17 protein-coding genes are annotated in these 23470 nt (G+C 62.7%); 8 read left to right on the top strand and 9 right to left on the bottom strand.

Features of this window, described 5'->3' with window-relative positions; all coding sequences use genetic code 11:
* The first annotated feature begins 13 nt into the window (after positions 1 to 13).
* Entirely contained in the window at positions 14 to 529 is a 516-nt protein-coding gene (locus QKW60_RS19390; RefSeq protein ID WP_282371166.1) for a helix-turn-helix transcriptional regulator, read from the top strand.
* 8 nt (positions 530 to 537) lie between these two features.
* On the opposite strand, the gene QKW60_RS19385 is transcribed toward QKW60_RS19390, so the two are convergent.
* Complete coding sequence (locus QKW60_RS19385) at positions 538 to 2907, bottom strand: caspase family protein (RefSeq protein WP_282371165.1); 2370 nt, start codon at positions 2905 to 2907, stop codon at positions 538 to 540.
* On the opposite strand from QKW60_RS19385, the gene QKW60_RS19380 reads away from it, so the two are divergent.
* Positions 2897 to 3082 carry a hypothetical protein gene (locus QKW60_RS19380; RefSeq protein WP_282371163.1) on the top strand — a complete coding sequence of 62 codons (186 nt, stop codon included), beginning with the start codon at positions 2897 to 2899 and terminating at the stop codon, positions 3080 to 3082. The genes QKW60_RS19385 and QKW60_RS19380 overlap by 11 nt on opposite strands.
* Positions 3083 to 3308: 226 nt before the next feature.
* On the opposite strand, the gene QKW60_RS19375 is transcribed toward QKW60_RS19380, so the two are convergent.
* Positions 3309 to 3995: a hypothetical protein gene (locus QKW60_RS19375; RefSeq protein ID WP_282371148.1), complete on the bottom strand. Its 687-nt coding sequence runs from the start codon at positions 3993 to 3995 to the stop codon at positions 3309 to 3311.
* Positions 3996 to 4072: 77 nt separating this feature from the next.
* A complete protein-coding gene (locus tag QKW60_RS19370) occupies positions 4073 to 5578 on the bottom strand; it encodes a caspase family protein (protein WP_282371147.1) in 1506 nt (501 codons plus the stop codon).
* A 130-nt stretch (positions 5579 to 5708) separates the two neighbouring features.
* Between QKW60_RS19370 and QKW60_RS19365 the strand changes: the two genes are divergently transcribed.
* On the top strand, positions 5709 to 6641 hold the full coding sequence (locus QKW60_RS19365) for a ribokinase (protein WP_282371145.1): 933 nt from the start codon (positions 5709 to 5711) through the stop codon (positions 6639 to 6641).
* A gap of 78 nt (positions 6642 to 6719) precedes the next feature.
* On the opposite strand, the gene QKW60_RS19360 is transcribed toward QKW60_RS19365, so the two are convergent.
* Genes QKW60_RS19360 through QKW60_RS19350 form a run of 3 tightly spaced genes read right to left on the bottom strand, consistent with a single transcriptional unit; the run spans position 6720 to position 11877 of the window.
* Positions 6720 to 9767 (bottom strand): efflux RND transporter permease subunit, encoded by a 3048-nt coding sequence (locus QKW60_RS19360; RefSeq protein ID WP_282371143.1) that lies wholly within the window; start codon positions 9765 to 9767, stop codon positions 6720 to 6722.
* Entirely contained in the window at positions 9764 to 10828 is a 1065-nt protein-coding gene (locus tag QKW60_RS19355; RefSeq protein WP_282371141.1) for an efflux RND transporter periplasmic adaptor subunit, read from the bottom strand. The genes QKW60_RS19360 and QKW60_RS19355 overlap by 4 nt, the downstream gene beginning before the upstream one ends.
* Entirely contained in the window at positions 10825 to 11877 is a 1053-nt protein-coding gene (locus tag QKW60_RS19350; RefSeq protein WP_282371139.1) for an efflux RND transporter periplasmic adaptor subunit, read from the bottom strand. Before QKW60_RS19350 ends, QKW60_RS19355 begins: the two co-directional genes overlap by 4 nt.
* Before the next feature lie 186 nt (positions 11878 to 12063).
* Here QKW60_RS19350 and QKW60_RS19345 point away from each other — a divergent pair, with 186 nt between their 5' ends.
* From QKW60_RS19345 to QKW60_RS19325, 5 genes are all read left to right on the top strand, one after another.
* Positions 12064 to 12888, top strand: coding sequence for a purine-nucleoside phosphorylase (locus tag QKW60_RS19345; protein WP_282371137.1), 825 nt, complete (start codon positions 12064 to 12066; stop codon positions 12886 to 12888).
* A complete protein-coding gene (locus QKW60_RS19340; RefSeq protein ID WP_282371133.1) occupies positions 12885 to 14204 on the top strand; it encodes an amidohydrolase family protein in 1320 nt (439 codons plus the stop codon). The genes QKW60_RS19345 and QKW60_RS19340 overlap by 4 nt, the downstream gene beginning before the upstream one ends.
* Before the next feature lie 272 nt (positions 14205 to 14476).
* Positions 14477 to 15694: a hypothetical protein gene (locus tag QKW60_RS19335; RefSeq protein WP_282371130.1), complete on the top strand. Its 1218-nt coding sequence runs from the start codon at positions 14477 to 14479 to the stop codon at positions 15692 to 15694.
* A gap of 219 nt (positions 15695 to 15913) precedes the next feature.
* Positions 15914 to 17269: a sensor histidine kinase gene (locus QKW60_RS19330; protein WP_282371128.1), complete on the top strand. Its 1356-nt coding sequence runs from the start codon at positions 15914 to 15916 to the stop codon at positions 17267 to 17269.
* Positions 17269 to 17916 carry a response regulator gene (locus tag QKW60_RS19325; RefSeq protein WP_282371127.1) on the top strand — a complete coding sequence of 216 codons (648 nt, stop codon included), beginning with the start codon at positions 17269 to 17271 and terminating at the stop codon, positions 17914 to 17916. Before QKW60_RS19330 ends, QKW60_RS19325 begins: the two co-directional genes overlap by 1 nt.
* A 21-nt stretch (positions 17917 to 17937) precedes the next feature.
* On the opposite strand, the gene QKW60_RS19320 is transcribed toward QKW60_RS19325, so the two are convergent.
* The 3 genes from QKW60_RS19320 to QKW60_RS19310 form a co-directional block, all read right to left on the bottom strand.
* Entirely contained in the window at positions 17938 to 18606 is a 669-nt protein-coding gene (locus QKW60_RS19320) for a hypothetical protein (RefSeq protein WP_282371126.1), read from the bottom strand.
* A 354-nt stretch (positions 18607 to 18960) separates the two neighbouring features.
* The gene (gene fdhF / locus QKW60_RS19315; RefSeq protein ID WP_282371125.1) at positions 18961 to 21741 is read right to left on the bottom strand and encodes a formate dehydrogenase subunit alpha; all 2781 of its coding nucleotides are present in this window, start codon (positions 21739 to 21741) and stop codon (positions 18961 to 18963) included.
* Between the two features lies 1 nt (position 21742).
* On the bottom strand, positions 21743 to 23428 hold the full coding sequence (locus QKW60_RS19310) for an NAD(P)H-dependent oxidoreductase subunit E (RefSeq protein WP_282371124.1): 1686 nt from the start codon (positions 23426 to 23428) through the stop codon (positions 21743 to 21745).
* Between the last annotated feature and the right edge of the window lie 42 nt (positions 23429 to 23470).

The following is a 23470-nucleotide window of genomic DNA, read 5'->3' as shown; positions in this document are numbered from 1 at the left end:
GGAAGGCGGCCGTATGACGGCACGGCATTTCATCATTGTTATTCTGGTCGCGCAGGCGATCTGCGCGATTGTCGTTGTCGCTGACTTGGTTTCGTCCATATTCCACCTGCAGCCCTATCCGATCCCGTGGTCCGTGCATGAACTTCTGGAAGTTGGCGGCGCCGTGGGCCTTGTCCTCGGCCTCGTTCTCGGCGGCATTGCATATTATCAGGCCGGTCGCGTCCGGGCTGAGGCGGAGGAGAAGCTGAGGCTCGCCTCGGGTGCATTTCACGATCTACTCGATGAACGGTTCCGTGAATGGGAGTTGACCCCGGCGGAGGCCGATGTGGCCATGTTTGCGATCAAGGGACTGTCGATACATGAAATTGCTTATATGAGGCGAACATCTGAGGGGACGGTCAAGGCTCAGACGAACGCGATCTACCGTAAGGCCGGCGTAACGAGCAGACCCCAGCTTCTTGGCCTCATCATCGAGGAACTGATTGAAGGCCGCCCCGCCGAGCCTGTCACGCTCGCCAGGGCGGGATGACCTGAGGTTCAGAACACGATGACGGGGAACGGATTTGCCGCCCAATAGAGCCGGGCGAGTTCGTTCAGCCGCTCCTTTCTGTCCACCGGGAAAGTTGTTGAGAACTTCTCACCGAGTGCTGCGAGCGCCGCCTCGCTTGCCGGTCCGAATGCGCCGTCAGGCACAATATCAGAGCCAAGCTCGTGCATCATGACCTGCGCCCCCATGTCGAGCGCATTTGAAGGAAGCCTGTCGATCAACTGCTGAGCCGAGGCAGCCGCTTCGGCGTCCCGCAAGACCATCGCCTTTGCCGCCCGCGCAACAGCATCGCCCAGAGTCAGGCCTGCCGGTGTTTGCTGGGCAATCACCCATGCGCCGTTGGCCCCGCCCCAGGCATCGCCCCGGCTCAGGCCTTCATCGTACCATTTTACCGCCTCGGCAAAGTCCGGTGCCCCAAGATCGCCATTGAAATACATTCGGCCGATCGAGGTCGGCGATCTCGGATGGCCGCCCTCGCTGGCTTTTTGGAACCAGTCGAGCGCCGCCTTCGGATCGCGCGCTACACCACCCGCGCCGTTGAGCATCACCCAGCCCATGTTGTCATAGCCGTAGATGTCTCCGCGCGCGGCACTTTCCTGAACGTAGCGCAGACCGCGTTCGGGCTCGTAGTGGTCGGTGCCTTCCTGCAGGAAATAGTAGCCGAGCGTGTTCATCGAGAAAGTATGCCCGACCTCCAGTGACCGGGAGAGCAGGTCGAAGCCCTGGCGTTTCAGCGCCGGGTCGTCCGCCAGTTCCAGAAGCTGCTGGCCGAGCGAGTGATAGGCATAGGGATCGCCCTGATCGACGCCCATTGCCAGAAGCGCCAGTGCCTCTTCCGGCGCGCGGGTGCGGGCGGCTCCTGCGGTTATCTGCTCGCGCGCGATCACCAGCATCCCGAGTGCGTGCCAGGCACGGGTATGACCGTACTCGCGTGCCAGGGTGAATTCAGCCTCTGCGGCATCGAGATTGAGCAGCGCGAGGTGAACCCTTCCCAGTTCGTAGTGGAACCTGCCGTTCGTCGGCTCTCGCGCTACAGCGGCCTCGCAAGCGGCCAGTGCGGCGTCGACGTCGATTTCATTCGGGTACCGGGCCACGCCCACGCCGTCTGGGTCAAGGTGATCGCCCGCCTGATAGTCACAAGGGTCGACGTTCAGTGTCAGCTGGACTGTCTGTGCCTTGCCGTCGCTCGCCACGGTGAATTCATCGGTGATTGCCGGAACGGTCATCGCCAGAGCCGAAAGCTCTGGTTGGCTGTTGGAATAGACGAGGTTTTCCACCCCTTCTGTCATCTGTGTCAGGGGCACCAGTCCGCGGGTGGTTTCACCGCTGGTCAGTTCCAACCGGCCATATTGGGGCGGGCGGGTCACCGTTATGGCAGCCATTGGTTGGGCCGCCGTATCGCGAAGCGCGGTTCCGACACGTACCTTTCGGTCAAGCGGCAGGGATAGCGCGAGCGAAGCTCCGGTCGCTTCCGCTCCAGGGACGGCATCCGCTGCCAGAACATTCTGGAATCCCGGCGTAGATGGATCAGAATCGAAGGATACCGTTTCAACCAGTGACGAGCTTTCCCACGGCACCTGCCGTCCACCGGTTACCGAATAGACCCTGCGGCGGACATCCTTGAGAAGGCTGTCGAGTGGGGCGTCCGGAGCCGCTATCGCCGCGTTGTACAGGGCTTCGGTGAAGGGACTGTTGGCCCCCTGTCCATCAAGCGCGACCGCGCCCGGCGAGGTCGAAAACACTATGAGGGAATTGACCGGGGAATCCTGGGCGGCGAAACCGGTTCTCAGTTCCTGAGGTATGGCGTCCAACCCGACAATAGCCCCGCGATCGGGGAAGGGATTGTCGCGGCAACTGTCGAGGATCACCACAAGCGACCGTGACCGCGCCCCAGCAATGGACAGGAGGCTGGACAGTGACACGGTTTCAAACGGCAGGTCATAGATCGAGTCGATCTCGGCATCGACCGGGATCAGGCGGTTTGAATTGCCGATCTGCACACCATGACCGGCATAGTAGATCACGATTTCCGACCCTTTGCCGGTATCTGCGATCATGCGCCTGAGTGCCGCCTCAAAACCACGCCGGTCAAGATCCTCATATTCCTGGACGATATAGCCGCTCTGTTTCAATACGCTGGCGACCAGTCTGGCATCGGCGACCGCATTGGCCAACGGCGGGGCATGGAGATAGGCACCGTTGCCGATGACCAAAGCGTAGCGACGTGTTGCGGGTGTCGTCAGGTCTATGCTGAGCCCGGGCATTCCAAGGACTTCGGCCGGGCGTTCCAGCGTTACGTAAGTCTGATCTGACTGGGCGGTTGCATGGCCTGCGGACAGGACGACAACGATGGCGGCCATTCCGGAACCGATCCGGTTTGAGAATGCCGGTAGAAGGCCGCTCAACGCGGCACGTTTCGACTTGCAACTGGCGGCCATGGTCAGTTCCACCCACCACCGCTGCCACCACCGCCACCGCCACCACCGCCGCCGCCTGCGTAGCTGGGCGACGGGACCGGTGCCGCAGGTTGCGTAGATGTCGTCGCCGCCGTTGGCGCGGAGGCGCTGGCCTGCGGCGGTACGGATGCGGGCTCCGGATCGGGCGGGGGGGGCGGCACTGGCACACAGGCCGCAAGCGCAATAACGGCGCAGAGGATCATACTCCGCTTTGACATGACAAATTCCTCACTTAAAAAATATGTTTCATCTTACCACTTCTGTAACTTTCCATCAACGAAGCGGCGTTTCGGGGCTACGTATGTTCAGGTCGAGCGCAGCAAGACCTTGGTCGAGTCAATTGCCGCTGCGATCTGCTGATAATGCGCCATTCGGCGATCCGAGTTCTCCGTTGAACGCAGGAGGACCGTTTCGGCCTCCTCTATGACCGCCTGCGCGGCTCTCATCGCGCGTGCCTCGGACTCTGGCCTTATGGCACGGATCGGTGGCAGGCGCGGCGCGGCGGATTTTCCATTCAGGCGGGGCCTAATTGTTGGCGCGTTGGGGTCGAGGTTTTGCCGGATGATCGCATCCAGCTTGTCGGCGGCGGTTGTAAGGGCATCTCGCACAGGGGCATATTCCCCGGTCCTGGGCAGTTCGCTGGCGATCTGGCGAAAGTAAAATCGGATGCAGTCGATCCGGTAGCGGCGGTCGACGAAATCCGGGCTGCAGGTTTTGAGAGCGCCGCCAAGTGCATCCGAGATCTTATCCGTCTCGCGTGGGTTGAGGTAGATATACCTCTTTAAAGATGCTCCACCGCCACCTCCCAAAGACGGGGATGACCTTGTTTGTCGCCCGCCGGTGCCGGTGCTTTGCTGCGAACTGGTCGTCTTGCTTTGAACCCGAACGATCGGTGCTGAAAGATCAACGGGATTGTTGTGTATAACGAATTGGGGCTGTGCTTTGGTACCCGGAGCCGCGATCGTGGCGGCCGGGGTCAGGGCAATCGACAATATCGCCGCTCCCGCGAAAACCGTTCGTGGAGCGATCTGCCGTCGGAGATCTGCACATTGCATGATCTTTCCTCCTGTTATTCAATCAATCCGTATGCCGCGCGTATCGCGGTCCGTGTGGCCGGGCCGAAATCGCCGTCAAATGCACCGCTGTAAAATCCATGGTCCGAGAGTTCGGCCTGAAGCGCCCGCAGGGTTCCGGCTTTGAACATCTTGGGCTGCTCGCTCAGCAGGTTGAGGACGTCGGAACTGCCCCCCCTAAGCGCCTGATAGAGATAGTCTGCTGCCGCTTCAGGCCCCTTTCCGGGGACCAGCCCGTCGTCGATCAGGGCCGCATAGTTGAAAAGTGCCTGCGACTGGCGCAGCTCGGCAGCGCGTTCGAAGAACTCCAGCGCCTTGGCGGGGTCGCGGCGCAAACCAAGACCGCCCTGATAGTGAAGAAAACCAAGATCGTTGATTGCGTCCGCATAGTCGAGGGCGGCGGCTTGTTCAAAGAGTGCCAGCGCCTTCGCCGTATTCTGTTCCACACCAGTTCCAGCCTCATAGAGACGGGCCAGTTCGTGCATCGCCTCTGGGGCACCTGCCGCCGACGCGCGCGCCAGCAGATCGGCCGCCTGTGCCGGGGCGAAATTGTCCGAATTCGGGTTCAGGCGCATATAGGCCAGTCCCATCATTGCCCTTGTGTCGCCATCCGCGGCCAGCCGTTCAAGCTGCGCTGCCTGCTCGCCCCGGAGTGCGGACCACGCGATGCGCAGATCATCCACGGCGAGTTCGGACCGGGCATCGGGCTCACCGGCGATGTAGTAGGGCATGCCCGGCAGCGAGCCATAGGTATGCGGCTCTTGCAGGTTGTTGGTCTGGGCCAAAACCTCATCCCGCACCTGCCGGAACATCAGGCTGATTTCCAGCCCCGGCTCGGCGATATTGTCGACAAGAGCCTGCGCGAAGGGGCTGTTTTCGCCAACACCATCAAGGGCGACTTGCCCGTCACGCGCTGCAAAGGCGACAAGCGTGCCACGATCCGGTGCGGCGGGGGCAAGCCCCCCTGCACCGCGCGCACCTGATGTGCTGTCTGAAGTCGAAGAGCCGTCGGTCTCAATCAGATCGTCGAAGGGGCGGTTGCGGCAACTGTCGAGGATCACGACCCGCATCTTGCGGGCATGATCGACCGCCGACAGCATGGCAGTCAGCGAAATCGACTGCTGTTGAATATCCCGGTTTGACTTCACCACCGCATCCACCGGGATCAGGAAGTTCTCTCCCTGCACCTCGACGCCATGCCCGGCAAAGTAGATGAGCGCCAGATCGGCTGTCTCGGATCGGAAGGCGAAATCGGACAGGGCTTCGGCCAGTTCCGCCTTGGGTGCGTCGATCAGCGTCGTGACCTCGAACCCGATCCGTTCAAGCGTCTCTGACAGGGCCTGCGCATCGTGGACGGTGTTCCGCAAGGGCGGGATATGGGCATAGCTGGCCATACCCACGACTAGAGCCTGCCGTTCGGCAGCCTTGGCACTCGGGATGATGCAAAACGCCAGGACGAAAAAAAACAATGCCCGGCGCAGAGCGGCGGGCAGCAATCTCATGGTGCCTCCATGCTCGCGGTCGGTAGAAATACAATATGCCCAGCATAGCGCAAATCGGGTGTTTTTCTATTCAGGTTCTCATTACCTTTGGCTGAATATCCACGCGGGCCGCGACCGTTTCGGGGGAAGAATGAGAGACAGTATCGTTATCCTTGGGGTTTTCGTCGCCGATACCTCCTATCGGGCAGAGCGGCAGCCGAGAATCGGGGAAACCATACTCGGCAACAGTTTCGTTCTCGGCCCCGGCGGCAAGGGATCGAACCAGTCGGTTGCCGCCGCCATGGCCGGGGCGGATGTGCGCTTTGTCACCAGGCTGGGCCGCGATGCCTTTGCCGAGATTGCGCGGGCGACATGGGCCAAGGCCGGGGTGACTGCCGATGTGACGGAAGATGCGGACAGCTATACCGGCGCGGCCTATATCTTCATCGAGGAAGCGACCGGTAATAACGCCATCATCATTGCGCCCGGGGCGGCCGGGCGGATATCGGTCGGCGATGTCGAGGCGCGGGCAGAGGCGATCAGCAGCGCAGCGATCTTCCTCACCCAGCTTGAACAGCCGATGGCGGCGGCCCGTCGCGGCCTTGAGATCGCACGGGCGGGCGGGGCGATAACGATCCTGAACCCGGCGCCAGCGGCGGCCATCGCTCCCGAGATGCTGCAACTGTGCGATTACGTCACCCCGAATGAATCCGAGGCTGAGGGCATTACCGGGATCGCTGTACGAAGCATCGCGGATGCCGAGCGCGCCGCCGGGCAGCTACTTGAACAGGGTGTCGGTGCCGCGATTATCACGCTTGGGGAAAACGGGGTGCTTTATCGCGACCGCGCGCGTTGCGTGCATGTACCTGCCGCTGCTGCGGGCCCGGTGGTGGAGACGACAGGTGCGGGTGATGCATTCAACGGGGCTTTTGCGGCCGAACTCGCTCGTGGCGCCGACCCCGTCGCTGCCGTGCGTTTTGGTTGTGCGGGGGCTGGCATTTCCGTGACCCGGCCGGGAACCGCGCCGTCAATGCCGTCGCGGTCCGAGGTCGAAGCGTTTCTTGCCTCGGGCAGTTTTAACTGAACGGGACCTGAATGACGGCTAGATAGAAAAAGTTTTGGAACAAAACTTTTTCGGGGAAGGATTTTGAACCAAAATCCTTCACGCTTCACCATCATCGCGTTTAACCCTGAAGACCGCGAGGTACAGCGCCGGGGCGAAGACCAGTGTGATGACCGTGCCCGCGATGATGCCCCCCATCATCGCATAGGCCATCGGCCCCCAGAAGATCTGGCGCGAGATCGGGATGAGAGCAAGGCTCGCCGCCGCCGCCGTCAAAAGGATCGGGCGGGCGCGGGCATCCGAGGCTTCAAAGACCGCGTCCCATGTCGACCGGCCCTTGTCCTTCAGCACCTCGATCTCATCGACGAGGATGATCGAGTTGCGGATGAGGATGCCAATGAGCGCCAGCACGCCGAGAATCGCGACGAAACCAAGGGGCGCGCCGGAAGGCACCAGCGCCGCGACAACGCCGATGAGGCCAAGGGGGGCTACGCAGAGGACGACGAAGGTCAGGCGGAAGCTTTGCATCTGGATCATGATCAGCGTCAGCATGATCAGGATCATCAGCGGTACGACAGCGGCGATGGGGGCCTGGCTTTTGGCGCTTTCTGCGACCGAACCGCCGACCTCGACCGCGTAGCCGAAGGGCAGGGTGGCGTTGAAGTCCGCGATCTTGCCTTCCAGCGCCTTCACGATCGTGGCGGGCTGGTCCTTGCCTTCGATTCCCGCTTTCACGGTGATGGTCGGCATTCGGTTGCGCTGGTGGATGACCGGCTGCTCAGTCTCGTAGCGGAAGGTTGCGACCGAGCGGAGCGGGATCGTCACGCCGCCCGCGGTGGAGAGTTGCAGGCTGGCCAGCGCCTCGACCGATTGCCGCGATGCGTCGTCGCCACGCGCAAGGATATCGACCAGATAGGCGTCGTCGCGCAGCTCCGTTACCTTGGTGCCGTCATAGATCGCATTGAGCGCTGCCGCGATGTCGCGGGGCGTGATGCCGAGTTGCCGGGCGCGATCCTGAAGGATGTCGACGCGCACCACGCGGGCCGGTTCGTTCCAGTCCATGACGATGTCGCGCAGTCGGCTGTCGCTGTCCGCAATCGCCGTCAGATCGCGGGCGTAGTCGCGCAAGGTTCCGATATCGGGGCCCGAGATTCGGTACTGAACGGGGCGACCGACCGGCGGGCCGATGTCCAGAAGCTTGACGAAGATGTCGATGCCCGGGAACTCTTTCGCCGCCCGGTCGCGCAGTTCGTTGCGCAAAGCGTCGCGTGCCTCGACCGAGGGGGTCTGGATCACGATCTGCCCGGTATTCGGCCCCGGTGTCGGCACGTCATAGGCCAGAAGAAAACGCGGTGCACCGCGTCCGACATAGGAGGACCAGAACAAGACGCGCTCGTCGCCTTCCAGATAGGCTTCCATCCGGTCCATCTCGGCCGCTGTCGCAGTGATCGACGCGTTCTGCGGCAGGGCGAAATCGAGGATCAGTTCCGGCCGGTCGGAATTGGGGAAGAACTGCTGTTCGACGAAACGCATGCCGAAGACCGAAAGGGCAAAAACCCCGACGGTTAAGCCGATGGTCAACCAGCGATGGGCCATCGCCCAGCGGAGGAGTACGTGGAACATCTTACGCGCCCGTCCGGGTTCAGCGGAATGATGCGCCATCTTCGCGGGTAGGAAGGTGACGCCAAGAAGCGGTGCGAAAAGAACGGCGACGATCCATGAGACCAGAAGCGACACTGCGATGACGACGAAGAGCGAGAACGTGAACTCCCCCGCCGCAGAGTTGTTGAGCCCGATGGGGATGAACCCCGCGACCGTGACCAATGTCCCCGAGAGCATCGGAAAGGCGATGGAGGTCCATGCGTAGGAGGCCGAGGCCCGCAGGTTTTCCCCCTTTTCCAGCCGCGAGATCATTGTCTCGATCGCGATCATCGCGTCATCGACGAGCAGGCCCAGGGAGATGATCAGCGCACCGAGCGAGATGCGCTGAAGCGTGAAGCCGAGGTAATGCATGATCACGAAGGTGATGGCGAGGACGAGGGGGATCGTCAGTGTCACCACGAACCCCGCGCGCAACCCGAGCGAGATAAAGCTGACGGCCAGCACGATCAGCACCGCCTCAAGCAGTGCTTTGAGGAAATGCCCTACGGCTTCATCAACCACATGCGGCTGGTCGGCGACCTGATGGATTTCGACCCCGATAGGCAGGTCGGCCTGCGCCCTCGCCATGACCGCGTTCAGTTCCTCGCCGAATTCGAGGATGTTTGACCCCTTCTTCATGCCGACGGCGAGGCCAACCGCTTCTTGCCCGCGATATCGGAAAAGCTCCGACGGCGGATCCTGATAGGCGCGGCGGATATCGGCGACATCGGTCAGGCGGAAGAAGCGGTCACCGACGCGCAGGTTTATATCCTCAAGGCTCTCGGTGCCGGAAAATTGTCCGCCAATCCGAACCAGAACCCGTTCGGGGCCAGCGTCGATCACGCCCGAAGGGAGGATCGCGTTCTGCGCGGCCAGCGTCGCCTGCACCGCCTGCTGATTGAGGCCAAGCGCGGCGAGCCGCTCGGTCGAGAATTCCAGATAGATCGTTTCGTCCTGTGTGCCGAAAAGCTCCACCTTGCCCGCATCGGGAAGGGCCTGTACGGCGCGCCGAACCCGCTCGACATAGTCGCGCACCTCGCGCGGGGTGAACCCGTCCGAGGTGAAGGCATAGACATTGCCGAAGACGTCGCCGAAACTGTCGTTGAACTGCATCCCCGCAAATTCGGCCGGGAAGTCGGGCCGGATATCAGCCATCATGTTGCGCACTTCCTGCCAGATCCGCGGAAGTTCGCGGGCCTTTGTTGTCGGCAGCAATTCCAGATAGACAATGGATTGGCCGGGCAGTGTGACGGACCGGGTGTAGTCCAGCTCATCTAGGTCTTCGAGTTTCTTCTCGATCCGGTCAGTGACTTGGGTCAGCGTTTCCTGAACATCCGCACCGGGCAGGGCGGCGGCGATGATCATGGTCTTGATGGCGAAATCAGGGTCTTCTTCGCGGCCGATCTCGAAATAGGCCATTATCCCCGCCAGAAGCGAGACGATCATCAGGAACCAGACAAAAGAGCGGTGGTTGAGCGCCCAGTCGGAGAGGTTGAAACGGGTCATTCGGCCACGCGCGGGCCGACGATCTGCCCGTCCTTTAATGAATGGATGCCCTTGACGATGACCTCGTCGTCAGCGGCCAGACCGCCTGTGACAACGACAAAGTCAGCGATATCGATGCCCAGTGTCACGGGTGTCCGTTCCACGCTGTTGTCAGCCCGGTCGACGCGCCAGACCGTCTGTGTGCCTTCCGTTTCGAGGATCGCCGACCGCGGCAGGACCACGCCAGCATCCGGCCCGGCAGATGGCGACACCCGCGCCAGCGCGCCCAGCCGGAAGGAGTCAGGCGGGGTGTCCAGTGTAAGGTGCAGCCGTCGCGTGCGGGTCGTGCGTTCGGCGACCGGGTCGATACGTGTCAGCACGGCCGAGGTGGTGATCGTGGGGTTGGCCACAAGCTGAATGCCAAAGCGCGTCCCCACGTCGAGATTGGCGACGTCCTGCTCGGAAAGGTCGATCAGAACCTCGCGCTCGCCTGTCCCTGCAAGCCGCAGCACCGGTTGTCCTGCGGCGAGTGCGGCGCCTGGTTCGGCGAATACGCCGGTCACCACGCCCGGCTGTGGCGCAGTCAGGGTGGCGAAGTCAAAAAGGTCGCGTGCCCGGGCAAATGTCGCCTCAGCCTGCTCCAGCCCTGCTTCGGCGGCGACCAATGCGCGTTCGGCATCCTCGACCCGGGTTTCGCTGCCGACGCCGCGGGCCGCCAGTTCGCGTGCCCGATCTGTCGCATCCCGGGCGGAGCGCAGCTGCGCGGTTGCCACAGCGACACCAGCCTCGGCTGCGCGCAATCCGGCGTCGAGTTCTTCGGGATCGAGCCGGGCCAGAACCTGACCTGTCGCAACAACATCGCCGGCAGATACCGGGCGTTCGGCGATGATACCGGCGAGCGGGAAGCCGAGATCGGTCTCGATCCGCGCACTGACGGTGCCGACATAGGAGACAGGCAGGCTCGCCTCGGGCTGGACGATGACCGACACCACGGGGCGTGGCTCCTGCGGTTTTGTGATGCTGGCGGTTTCGGCAGCAGCGGGAAGTGCCAACGCAAATAGGACGACAAACGCGGTTCTCATTGTCCCGCCTCCACTGCCCGGACGACACGGCCGGGATAGAGGAGTTGCGCGCCGCGTCCGACTATCATCGCGCCGTCGGAAATTCCGCCTGCAAGCACGACAGTGCCGGTTTCATACCGTTCGACCGAGACCGGTTTCAGCGAAACTGCCATGGTCCCGGGATCGACTTGCCAGACGGCGGGGCTGTCGGCCACGGCGGTGATCACCGTATAGGGAAGGACAACATAGGCTGGACCCGACAGCGTCACGCTGCCCCGGACCGGGTCGCCGTAAGAGAGTTCATCGGGAGGATCGTCGACCCCGACCGTAACGGCCACGGTGCCGGTCCGGGCGTCTACAACTGGCGACACCTCGGTGATCCGGCCGGTAAACGTCACCTCAGGCGTGTCGATGGCGTTGAGCATCACGCTTTCTGGCGGGGGGCCGAGCGTCATCATGCCCTCGGGCACGTCAAAGACGGCGTCGAACCCGGTGCCGAGCGCAAGCTCCAAAACCGGCTGCGCGGCGCCCACGACCTGACCGGCCTCTGCCATGCGGCTGGTGACGGTCGCGTCACCCGGTGCGGTGATCTCGGTATCTGCCAGTGCTTTCTTGGCCCGATCGAGCACCGCTCCGGCCTGCGCCAACGCGCCTTCGGCGATGCGCAGCGCGTCCTCGGCGCTGTCGCGGGCGATGCGGGTTGTCGCGCCGCGGTCCAGAAGCGCCTCCTGCCGGTCGAGGTTTTCCTTTGCCTGCCGGTGATCGGCGCGTGCGGTGGACAGCCCTGCCTCGGCCGCGCGCAACGCTTGTTCCTGCTGGACCGCATCCAGCCGTGCGAGAACCGCACCCGGCGCTACGGTTGTCCCTGCATCGACCAGAACTTCGGCAATCCGGCCACCTTGCGGAAACGCGACCGCCAGTTCATCGCGGGCGCGGATTTCCCCGGTTAGCGAATATACGCGTTCATCGGGAACTGCTTTCGCTGTGATGATCTCCACCGCCAGCGGTGTGTCCGCCAGGGCCGGTGCCGAAACTAAGGCGATAAGGGCGGCCAGTCTTGTCAGACACATGGCTGTTCTCCGTCGGTTTCGACTCGGCGATTTTGGTAACGGTAACAAAGCAGAGCGACAGGCGCGAGGGCGGAACGGCTAGGAAAGGGTGCGACGCGGCGGCAAGCAAGCATCGGGCTTGACGCCGGACTTGCCCGGACAAAGCCATGATGCGACAAGGATTTTGAACCTTGCGGGAGAGCGGAAATGCGCGAGCGGATATTGGCGGCGGCTGACCACATCCGGGCCCTCGGTGCGCCGCGTCCCGACATTGCGCTTGTACTCGGCTCCGGCCTCGGCCCGCTCGCTGATGAGGTGGAGGGCATGGCCATCCCCTATGCCGACATCCCGCATTTCCCGGTATCGACCGCGCCGAGCCATGCGGGTCGATTGCGGATCGGCCGCCTCTTCGGCCGCGATTGCGTCGTGATGCAGGGCCGGGTTCACATGTATGAGGGATATTCGCCGCAGGAGGTCGTCTTTCCCGTCCGGGTGATGCAGGAACTGGGGGCCTCGACGCTGGTTCTGACGAACGCGGCGGGAGGGATGAACCCGGCTTACAAAGCCGGCGATCTAGTGGTGATCGAGGATCACCTGTCGCTTGCCGTCGCCTCGGGTCTCGATCCCCTGAAGGGTCCGAACGACCCGGATATCGGCCCGCGCTTCGTGTCGATGAACCGGGCCTACGATCCCGATCTTGTGGCGCTCGCCGAACGGATCGGCGGCCTCAGCCGCGGGGTCTATGCCCATGTCGTGGGGCCAAGCTTTGAACCGCCCGCTTTGATCCGAATGCTGAAATCGGCGGGCTGCGACCTTGTCGGCATGTCGACCGTGCCCGAGGTGATCGCGGCACGACATCTGGACATGAAGGTTCTTGCCATCTCGACCGTGACCAACATCGCTGTCGACAGCACCGCCGATACCCACATCACCAATGAGGACGAAGTCTGGGAAACCGCCCGCGCGATCCAGCCACGTTTTCTGGCGCTGATGAGGGCGCTTATCCCGGCTTTGCCCAAGGAGGATGCATGACCACCTTTCCGACCCGCGTCGAGACGCTGATCACCAATGCCCGCATCCTGACCATGGATGTGGCGTTTACCGAAATCGCCGATGGCGCGCTGGCCATTGCGGGTGGACGGATCGCGGCGCTTGGGCCAAAGGAGGACGTCGAAGGTGTGACTGCGGATCGCGTGATCGATGCCAAGGGTGGGCTGGTTCTGCCGGGTCTGATCAACACCCATTGCCATGCCGCGATGACGCTCTTTCGTGGGCTGGCCGATGACCGTCCGCTGGACGGGTTCCTGCAAACCGTCTGGGCGGCCGAGGCGGCGCATGTCACGCCGGAAACGGTGCAGGCGGGGGCCGCTCTCGGTCTGGCCGAGATGGCGCTGGGCGGGGTGACGCATGTGGTGGACATGTATTTCCACCCGGTTGCGACCGTCGCGGCGGCCGAAAAGCTCGGGCTTGGCCTGACGGTGGGTCCGGTGTTCATCGGATTCGACGGGATCGACCACCTACCCTGGCCCGAGCGGCTGGTCTTTGCTGAGGACTTCGTCACCACTCATCGCGACATGCCCGGTATCGACCTGATGCTGATGCCGCATTCCTGTTATACGCTCGACACGGGCAAGCTTGCCGAGGTGACCGCAATGTCTGAGCGGCTTGGCGTTCCGATCCATGTCCATGCGGCCGAGGCGCCTTCGGAAATGGCGCTTGCCAAGGAACAACACGACACAACGCCGATCCGGGTGCTGGAGAAGGCAGGCATGCTGCGCCCCGGCACGCTTCTGGCCCATGCGGTCCATCTCGACGATGAAGAGATTGCACTGGTCGCTGAACGTGGCGCGGTCGTGTCGCACAATCCGCTGTCGAACGCCAAACTCGCGTCAGGCACCGCACGGATCAAGGCGATGCGTGAAGCCGGAGTGACCCTGTCGCTTGGCACTGACGGCGCGTCGAGCGGCAATGACCTCGACATGTGGAAGGCGATGCGCCACGCCGCCTTCATGCAGATTCTCGCGACCGGAGAGCCGGATGTGCTGCCCGCGCGCGAGGTGGTGGCGATGGCCACGCGCGGCGGCGCGGCAGCGATCGGGCAGGCGGACCGCACCGGGGTGCTGGCCCCGGGAATGCAGGCGGATCTGATCGTGATCGACATGTCCGCGCCGCACCTGATTCCCTGCTTCGATCCTTACTCGGCGCTGGTCTATGCCGCCGGGCGCGGAGATGTCGCCCATGTCTTTGCCCGCGGGCGGCACATCGTTGATGAGCGGTCTCTGACGGTTTCGATCGCCGACGAGATCACGACGGTGCAAGGCGTCGCAGACGCGATTCGTGAAGCCTGATCAGGCATTTGCAGGATGACGGCGCCCAGTCCTGCTGCCCGCAGCATCTCCGTTTGATGCGGAGCGGTGAACCGGACGACCAAGGATGAAAACAATCCGCTGTCCGTCGGTTTGAATGTTGCTTGTTTTATGGGTAATATGCCCGGTGCCGGATGTCCCGCCCTTAAGATTTGAGGGCTGTATTTCAGTGCTTCGGTGTGTCCGGGCGAGTTCAAAGCCGTCACTGCCGCCGAAAGGTCCGCGCAATGGGAAGTTCAAGGAACGATGACACTTTGCCATCGCATTCCGGCGACGAATCCCCCAATTTCGAAGACTTGATAACCGATGGATCGTTTCAGGCACGACTGGCCGAAGCGCGTCTGGAGCGCAAGCGTGCTTTGGCAGAGGCGGGTATCGCCGACGAGACCGACAATCTACTGCAGCAGCGCAATCCGTGGGACCGGCTGAGGTCTGCCCCCGTCTCCGATGCGGGTTTGCGGCGTCGCGTATCCGCGGATCGGGAGCCGCAGGTATCTGAACCGCTGGTTTTGCCGTTGCGCGTCGACCCGCCGGTCGCGCCTCGTCAGATGGTGGAATCCCCAGCAGTCCGATCCGTTCAGAAACCCACCGCTGCTGCGTTCACATCCCCGCCACCCGAACCGGCCGCGCCTTCCGACCGGAAATGGACACCGCTCGCTGTAGGCGGTGGTTTTTTGGCAGGGCTCGCGATTGGAACAGCGTTGGCGTTGATTGCACCGGCTTCGGTCAAATCATGGATCATGGACCAACATATCACTCTGTTCGGGTCGCCGGGACCAGTCGGGGCCGTTGCGCCCGTTCCACCGGTCGCGGTCCCTTCAAGCGGCGCTACGGCCGCCGCGCGGGACGAACCTCCGAAACCTGCTATTGGCGGGGGTTCGATCCTGCTGGCGATCAAGACGCTTTCTGCCAGTCAGCCGGGCCTGCTTCTGGACCGGATGGAACCGGTTGTTCAGGAAGATCCGCCGCTGCACTACGTGTTCTGGGATGCTCCGGGCCCAGATCTCGGTTTGAATGACCAGTTGGCGCCAACCCCAACTGTTCCGGATGCCGAACAGGAAGCTGTATTCCGGCAACGGATCTTGCTCCATTTCCCGGCGAGCATCGAGCAAGGTCAGATGGATGACATCATGACCGGACTCGATGCGAACGGCTTCGCCATGCAAGCGTCACGACATGTCGGCCTGGTGGTCAGCCGTAACAATGTCCGGTACTTTCACCCCGAGGACGCCGAGGCTGCGGCCGTTGTAGCCGATGCGATCGGTGCCGTTGCTCGGGATTTCACAAGTTTCAGCCCGGCACCGCCGAAAGGCACGGTTGAGGTGTGGCTGGCCGGCCGGGGGCGTGTAGCTGCGTCGGAAAGCGGTGCTCAAAGATCGCAGCCACAGGCAACCCGCGCCAATCGGGATCAGCAGCTCCTGTATCTACGAAGCCTGCTGTTGCAGCAGTTGAATAAGGCTGACAATCCTTAGCCGCCGTCGCCACGGTTTGGGGAGTTGTCAGAGCAATCTGCCAATGCGAAATGGATCCCTGCGGCAGCAAGCACGGTCGATCCTTGCCGGGGCCAAGGCAATTTGCATTGTTCCGACCAAAGCCCGTATCCTGTGGTGCCGTTAGCCCCTACAACAGTCCGAAAGGGAGGGGGCGACGGTGTGACAGCAAAGCCTTTCAGATCATGGAACGACAGGTCCTTGGCCGCGCAGTTCGCGATCGCGGGTGGCGTCGTCATGGTCCTGGCCATGATCCTCATCGGTAACGTCGTTGTCGCACGGATCGAGGAAAGTGTAGTGCGCAACACCGCCTATGCCACTTCGCAATACATGGACAGCATCATTGCGCCGCTGAGTCAGGACATTGCCGAAACAGATGACCTGCCTCCCGGTGCAAGGCGCGCGCTGGATGAGGTTTTTAGCAATACGCCCCTTGGTGACAGGGTTGTCTCGTTCAAGCTGTGGAAACCTGGCGGGCTGGTGGTAGAGGCGTCAGACAAGTCCATCGTCGGGCAGCATTTTGATGTAACGGAGAACCTTGCGGCCGCGTTCCGCGGCGAGATTAGGGCCGATTTCGAGGACCTGAATGACGAGGAGGATCAGGGAGAGAGCGCGCTTGGCATTCCGCTTCTGGAAATCTACAGCCCGATCCGCGAGGTCTGGTCCGGTGAAGTGATCGGTGTCGCGGAGTTCTACGCGTCTGCAATCCAGCTTGAACGCGATCTGGCCGAGGCCCGGCGCAACAGCTGGCTGGCTGTTGCGCTGTTGTTTCTGGCGGTGGGAAGCCTGCTCTTTCTAATCGTGCTGCGCGGCAGCCGAACCATCGATCTACAGCGCGAGACGCTCACCCGGCAGCTTGACGACCTTTCGGCGATGTCGGCCAACAACACGACTTTGCGGCAACGGGTTCAGCAGGCCGCCGCCCGTGCATCGGCGATGAACGATCAAGCGCTGCGCCGGATTGGCGCCGACCTGCATGACGGGCCTGCCCAGCTCTTGAGTTTTGCGGCATTGCGGCTCGACAATCTGCGGGACTCGGTGGACGATACTGCCGAGCTCGATGCAGTAGAACGGGCGGTCAAGGACGCCATCCGTGAGGTGCGCAGCATCTCGAAAGGTCTGTCGCTACCCGATATCGAGGCGCGGTCGCCCTGTGAGATCATACGTAACGTGGCCGAAGCGCATATGGTCCGAACTGGCACGGACGTGGCCTTGACCTGCGATATGGAAGGGGCGGCCGGACTGTCCGAAGCCGCTAAGATTTGCCTTTATCGCTTCGTCCAGGAAGGTTTGAACAATGCTTGGCGGTATGCGGGCGGTGCCGGGCAGGAAGTGTCGCTGACTGCCCGCGACGGAGTGATCCGGCTTCGTGTCGCGGACCGGGGAGCGGGTTTTCGGGAGCAGGCGCCTCCCGCCGAAGCGAACGACTTTTCCGGCATCGGCCTGTCCGGCCTGCGCGACCGGGTTGAAAGTCTGGGAGGCACGTTGACCGTGGGCAACCGCAGCGATGGCCCTGGTGGGATGATTGAAATGGAACTTGAAGCGGAGGCGAGTTGATGGATCAGATCCGCGTTGTCATTGCCGATGACCACCCGCTCTACCGTGAAGGGGTCGCCCGAAGCCTGTCGGATGCCGAAGGGATTACGGTGGTTGGCGAAGGACAGGACGCAGACAGTGCCGTCGAACTGACCGAAGCCCATCGGCCCGACGTGGTACTTCTTGACCTGTCGATGCCGGGTGGCGGTGGGCTTGCCGCCCTGCGTCGCATCGTGACGCTGCCGGATCCACCGGTTGTCGCCATGCTGACGGTATCCGAGGACGACGACGACGTGATGCAGGCGCTAAAGACGGGCGCCAAGGGATATGTCCTGAAAGGGGTGGGCTCGCGGGATTTGGTGGCGATTGTCAGGGACCTGGCGCGGGGTCAGTCCTACGTCTCGCCCGCGCTGGCAGCGCGCATTCTTAATGCCATGCGCGACGATGGCGGGACAAAGCGCCCGGCAAATCCGATCGAAGATCTGTCGCGGCGCGAAGAGGATATCCTGAAACTCGTCGCGGCGGGCAAAAGCAACAAGGAAGTGGGGCTGGAGCTGTCGCTGCAGGAGAAAACCGTCAAGCACTACATGACCACGATCCTGCAGAAGCTGCACGTCCGCAACCGGGTCGAGGCGGCGGTCATGGCGCGGGACTACTGGAAGAAGTGACCGCCTACCGCGTTTCGAGATTTATTCCAGGTTCAGGGCATCGCGTATGCGAAAGATATCCTTAGCGGTCAGTGCCCGTCGGGTGACGGTTCGGCCGTTCGGGTCTTTCAACTCATAGGTGCTGCCAGAAACGGTTTCGGTCCAGCCGCGATAGTCGGTGATCTCGATATGGCCCTTCACCTCGTCGATCTCGATGACGGCATGAACGCCATTGGGCAACCTATGCCCTTTCGCGGATGCGTTCAGCCTGCGGAGCCTGTTGACATCCGATTGTCTGGCGGCACGCCGCTCAACGGTCTTTCCGCCTTTGTTGAGCCGTTCAAAGCTCCCGTCGCGGATGCGTTCGATATGCCCGTCGGAGAACTGGACATGAATGCCGTCGCCACCGAAGACACGGGGTTTGCCGCCGGATGAGCTGGTTCCGCTTTTGCCAGTTCCCGACCCGCCGCTGCCTGATCCCGAGCTGCCCGATGCAGAACTGCCGCTGCCCGAGCCACTATTGCCCGATCCGGATCCGCTGTTTCCCGATCCCGAACCGGAACTGCCCGAGCTGCTGCCCGAATTCGATCCCTTTGCCTCGGCGGTGCTGAGGGTGGTCAGTGCGGGTGCGCAATAGGCGCCAACGGCCAGCGCACCGAGGCGGCTCAGTGCGGCACGACGGGACAGAAGCCGTTTGGCTTCATCGCTCAAGCGCTTCTCCTTTCGGATCGACGATACACATATGACAACGGCCAGCGAGCAAATCGGAGCCTTGAACTCCGACGGCTACGTTTTCCAATGCGGCACTGTCTATGCGCTCCCCAGATCCCATTCCTATCAGTCCAAATGACGCCACCCTGATGCGCCTATTGTCAATCGTGTCTCAGCGCGGGGGCAAAGTCATCCGACCTTGGTCGGACGAAGAGCGTCGCTAAAGCCTACCTGGGTGATGGGATGAAAACAAATATCCCATTCCGAACGGGTAAGGTTCGGAATGGGATACAGGCCACTTTTAAATGCACGTGAACTGGCAGTCGCAGTCCGAATGCGCGCGAGATGGGGCCGTTACTCGGCTGCCATCTCTGCGGTGATCTTCTCAACCTTCACGGCCGCGAACTTGAACTCCGGGATCTTGCCATAGGGGTCGAGCGCCGGGTTCGTCAGGATATTCGCGGCCGCTTCGACATAGGCGAAGGGCACAAAGACCATGTCCTCGGCGATGGCTCGGTCGGCCCGCGCCATGATCTCGATCGATCCACGCCGGGTCGACAGGCGGATGCGTTCGCCCGGCTCGACGCCCAGTTGTTTGAGCGTGTCGGGATGGAGCGAGCAGTTGGCCTCGGGCTCCACCGCGTCCAGCACCTTCGACCGCCGGGTCATCGAGCCGGTATGCCAGTGTTCGAGCTGGCGGCCGGTGGTGATGATCATCGGATAGTCGGCATCGGGCAGTTCGGCGGGCGGGATGACGGAGGCGGGCGTGAACTTCGCCCGTCCGCCTGCGCGCGGGAAGCCGTTGCCAAAGACGATGGGCTGGCCGGGGTCTTCGGGGCTGAGCGACGGATAGGTCACCGCGCCTTCATTCTCCAGCCGTTCCCATGTGATGTTGTCCAAGGACTTCATTGTCTTCTTCATCTCGGCGAAGACTTCGGACGGATGGGTATAGGTCCAGCCCAGCCCGATCCGGTTGGCAAGGTCGGTGGTGATCGCCCAGTCCTCGCGCGCCTCGCCGGGCGGCGTGACTGCGGCGCGGCCGATCTGGACCTGCCGGTTGGTGTTCGTGACCGTGCCGTTTTTTTCGTAGAAGGCGGCGGCGGGCAGGATCACATCGGCATAGTTCGCGGTCTCGGTCAGGAAGATATCCTGCACGACAAGGTGGTCCAGCATCGCCAACGCTTCGCGCGCATGGTTCAGGTCGGGGTCCGACATGGCCGGGTTTTCGCCAAGGATATACATGCCCTTGATGTCGCCATGATGGACGGCATCAAGGATTTCCGTCACCGTCAGCCCCTTCTCATTCGAGAAGTCGCCCGAGCCCCAGACGCCGGAGAACTTGCCCCGGATGCTGTCATCCGTGACGGTCTGATAATCCGGCAGGAACATCGGGATGAGGCCCGCATCGGACGCGCCCTGCACGTTGTTCTGGCCGCGCAGGGGGTGCAGGCCGGTGCCCGGCCGCCCGACATGGCCGCACATCAGAGCAAGGCTGATCAGGCAGCGCGAATTGTCGGTGCCGTGAATGTGCTGGCTGACGCCCATGCCCCAGAAGATCATGCCGGACTTCGCCGTGGCGAAATCGCGCGCCACCTGACGAAGCTGGTCGGCGGGGATGCCGCAGATCGGTTCCATCTTCTCAGGCGTGAAGTTCGCCAGATGCGCCTTCTCGGCCTCCCAGTTCTCGGTATAGGCCTCGATATACTGCCGGTCGTAGAGGTCTTCCTCGACGATCGTGTGCATGATCGCGTTCAGCATGCTGACATCCGCGCCGGGGCGGAATTTCAGCATATGGGTCGCGAAACGGCGCAGGCCGACGCCGCGCGGGTCCATGACGATCAGCTTGCCGCCGCGCTTGGTGAACTGCTTGAAATAGGTCGCCGCGACTGGATGGTTCTCGATCGGGTTACAGCCGATGACGATGGCGACATCGGCGTTTTCGATCTGGTTAAAAGTCGCGGTGACGGCGCCGGAGCCGACGTTTTCCAGAAGTGCCGCGACCGAAGAGGCGTGGCACAGCCGGGTGCAGTGGTCGACGTTGTTGTGGCCGAAACCCTGCCGGATGAACTTCTGGAAGAGGTAGGCCTCTTCGTTCGAGCATTTGGCCGACCCAAAGCCCGCGATGGCGCGGCCGCCAGTCTTTTCGGCGAGCGTCTTCATCCCGTTCGCGGCGAAATTCAGCGCCTCGTCCCAGCTTGCTTCGCGGAAAAATTCCGACCAGTTCGCGGGATCGACATTCAGCCCCTTGGCGGGTGCATCCTCTCGCCGGATCAAGGGTTTGGTCAGCCGGTGCGGGTGGTGGATATAGTCAAAGCCGAATCGGCCCTTGACGCAAAGGCGGCCTTCGTTCGCGGGGCCGTTGATGCCCTCGACATATTTCACCTTGCCGTCCTTGACCTTGAGGCTGACCTGACAGCCGACGCCGCAGAACGGGCAGATCGAGGTCGTCTCGCTGTCAAAGTCCGCCCGGTCGCCGACCTGCGCCTCATCGACCACCGTCGCAGGCATCAGCGCACCGGTCGGGCAGGCCTGCACGCATTCGCCGCAGGCGACGCATGTGGACTGGCCCATCGGGTCGGCCATGTCGAAGACCGGATAGGCGTCATGCCCGCGGCCCGCCATGCCGATCACATCGTTGACCTGAACTTCGCGGCAGGCGCGGACGCAGAGGCCGCACTGGATGCAGGCATCAAGGTTGACGCGCATCGCCACATGGCTGTCGTCGAGAAGCGGGATGCGCTCTTTTTCGACCTTCGGGAAGCGGCTTTCCGACACGCCATTGGCGGCCGCCATGTCCCAAAGATGCGCCGAGGCGTCATGCGCCTTAGCCTGTTCCGGTTGGTCAGCGAGCAGAAGTTCCATGACCATTTCGCGCGATTTCTTCGCGCGTTCGGTATCGGTCTTCACCACCATCCCGTTCGCGGGATTGCGGCAGCACGAGGCGGCGAGAACGCGCTCGCCCTCCACCTCGACCACGCAGGCGCGGCAGTTGCCGTCGGGGCGGTAACCGATCTGGTCCTTGTGGCAAAGATGCGGGATCACCTTGCCTTCGCGCTTGGCGACCTCCCAGATCGTTTCGCCGGGGGCGGCGGAAACTTCGTTACCGTCGAGGGTGAACTTGATTGTCTCGGTCATGTCAGACCTCATCCGGGAAATGTTTCATCGTCAGGCGGATCGGGTTCGGGGCGGCCTGCCCCAGCCCGCAGATCGAGGCATCGCCCATGACCTGGCAGAGGTCTTCCAGCAACTCCGCGTCCCACTTGTCGGCCTGCATCAGCTTCACAGCCTTTTCGCAGCCGACCCGGCAGGGGGTGCACTGGCCGCAGGATTCAGACTCAAAGAAGCGCAGCATGTTGAGCGCGGCAGCCTTGGCCGAGTCGTTGTCCGACAGCACCACCACGGCGGCAGAGCCGATGAAGGTCCCGTGCGGCTGGAGCGTGTCGAAGTCCAAGGGGATGTCGGACATGGATGCGGGCAGCAGACCGGAGGACGGACCGCCCGGCTGGTAGGCCTTGAAGGCGTGACCTTCGGCCATGCCGCCGCAGGCGTCGATGATATCGGTGATCGTCGATCCGGCGGGCAGCAGGTAGACGCCCGGTTTCGCCACGCGGCCCGAGACGGAATAGGAGCGCAGTCCCTTCCGCCCGTTCTTCTCGGTCGAATTCAGAACTTCCGGCCCCTCGCGGACGATCCGCGTGACCCAGTGCAGGGTTTCGACATTGTGAACCAGCGTCGGGCGATCGAAGATGCCGACGGCGGCAACGTAGGGCGGGCGCTGGCGCGGGATGCCACGCTTGCCTTCGATGGATTCGATCATCGCGCTTTCTTCGCCGCAGATATAGGCGCCGGCCCCGCGGCGGAGTTCCACCTCACCCTTCAGGATGATGCCCGCCTCTTCCAGTGCGGCGATCTCGCGCCGCAGGATTTCCAGAACGGCGGGATATTCGTCGCGCATATAGATGAAGCAACGTTCGGCTTCGACCGCCCAAGCGGCGATCAGCATGCCTTCCAGCATCAGATGCGGGGTGCGTTCAAGATAGTAGCGGTCCTTGAACGTGCCCGGCTCGCCCTCATCGCCATTGACGGCGAGGTAGCGCACACCCGGATTGGCGCGGACAAAGCCCCATTTGCGGCCCGAGGGGAAGCCCGCGCCGCCAAGCCCGCGTAGGCCCGAGGCGAGCACGGTTTCCTGCACCTTTTCCCAGTCGCCGGATTTGCGTAGCTCGGCCAGCTTTGCATAGCCGCCCGTCGCCTTGTAGGAAGCGAAACCCTCGTAAGGAGGAATTTCGGCGTGGAAATGGCCATCCTTCAGCGCCGCCTCGACCTTCTCAGGCGTGGCGTTGTCGATATGTTTGTGGCCGATTTCCAGAACTGGTGCTGTGTCGCAGCGGCCCATGCAGGGCGCGCGCAACACGCGGATTTTCTTCGGGTCCATGCCCTTTTCCAAGGCGGCGATCAGCGCCTCGGAACCCGCCAGTTCGCAAGAGAGCGACTCGCAGACCCGGATCGTCAGGTCGGGGGGCGGGGCCTCGCCCTCTTTCACCGGATCGAAATGGGCGTAGAAGGTCGCGACCTCCCAGATCTCGGCCATGCCGGTGCCGAGTTCCTCGGCCAGCGCCCGCAGATGCGGGGCCGAGAGGCAGCCATACTTGTCCTGGATCAGGTGCAGATACTCGATCAGCAGATCACGGCGGCGCGGACCGTCGCCCAGAAGCGCGCGGACCTCGGCCCAGGCCTGATCCTCCAGCTGCCGCCCCTTCGGCGTCTTGCGTCCCTTGCCCCGTCCGGATTTCCAGACGCCGCCCTTGTCGTCGAGTGCCATGGCTACGTATCCCGTCGTACACAGTTCAGGTGCCGCTTCTGT

This window comes from Albidovulum aestuarii (assembly GCF_029961185.1).
GTDB classification, from domain to species: domain Bacteria; phylum Pseudomonadota; class Alphaproteobacteria; order Rhodobacterales; family Rhodobacteraceae; genus Albidovulum; species Albidovulum aestuarii.
Note: the sequence above shows the minus strand (reverse complement) of the source record. Positions and strands in the feature narration are given on the sequence as shown.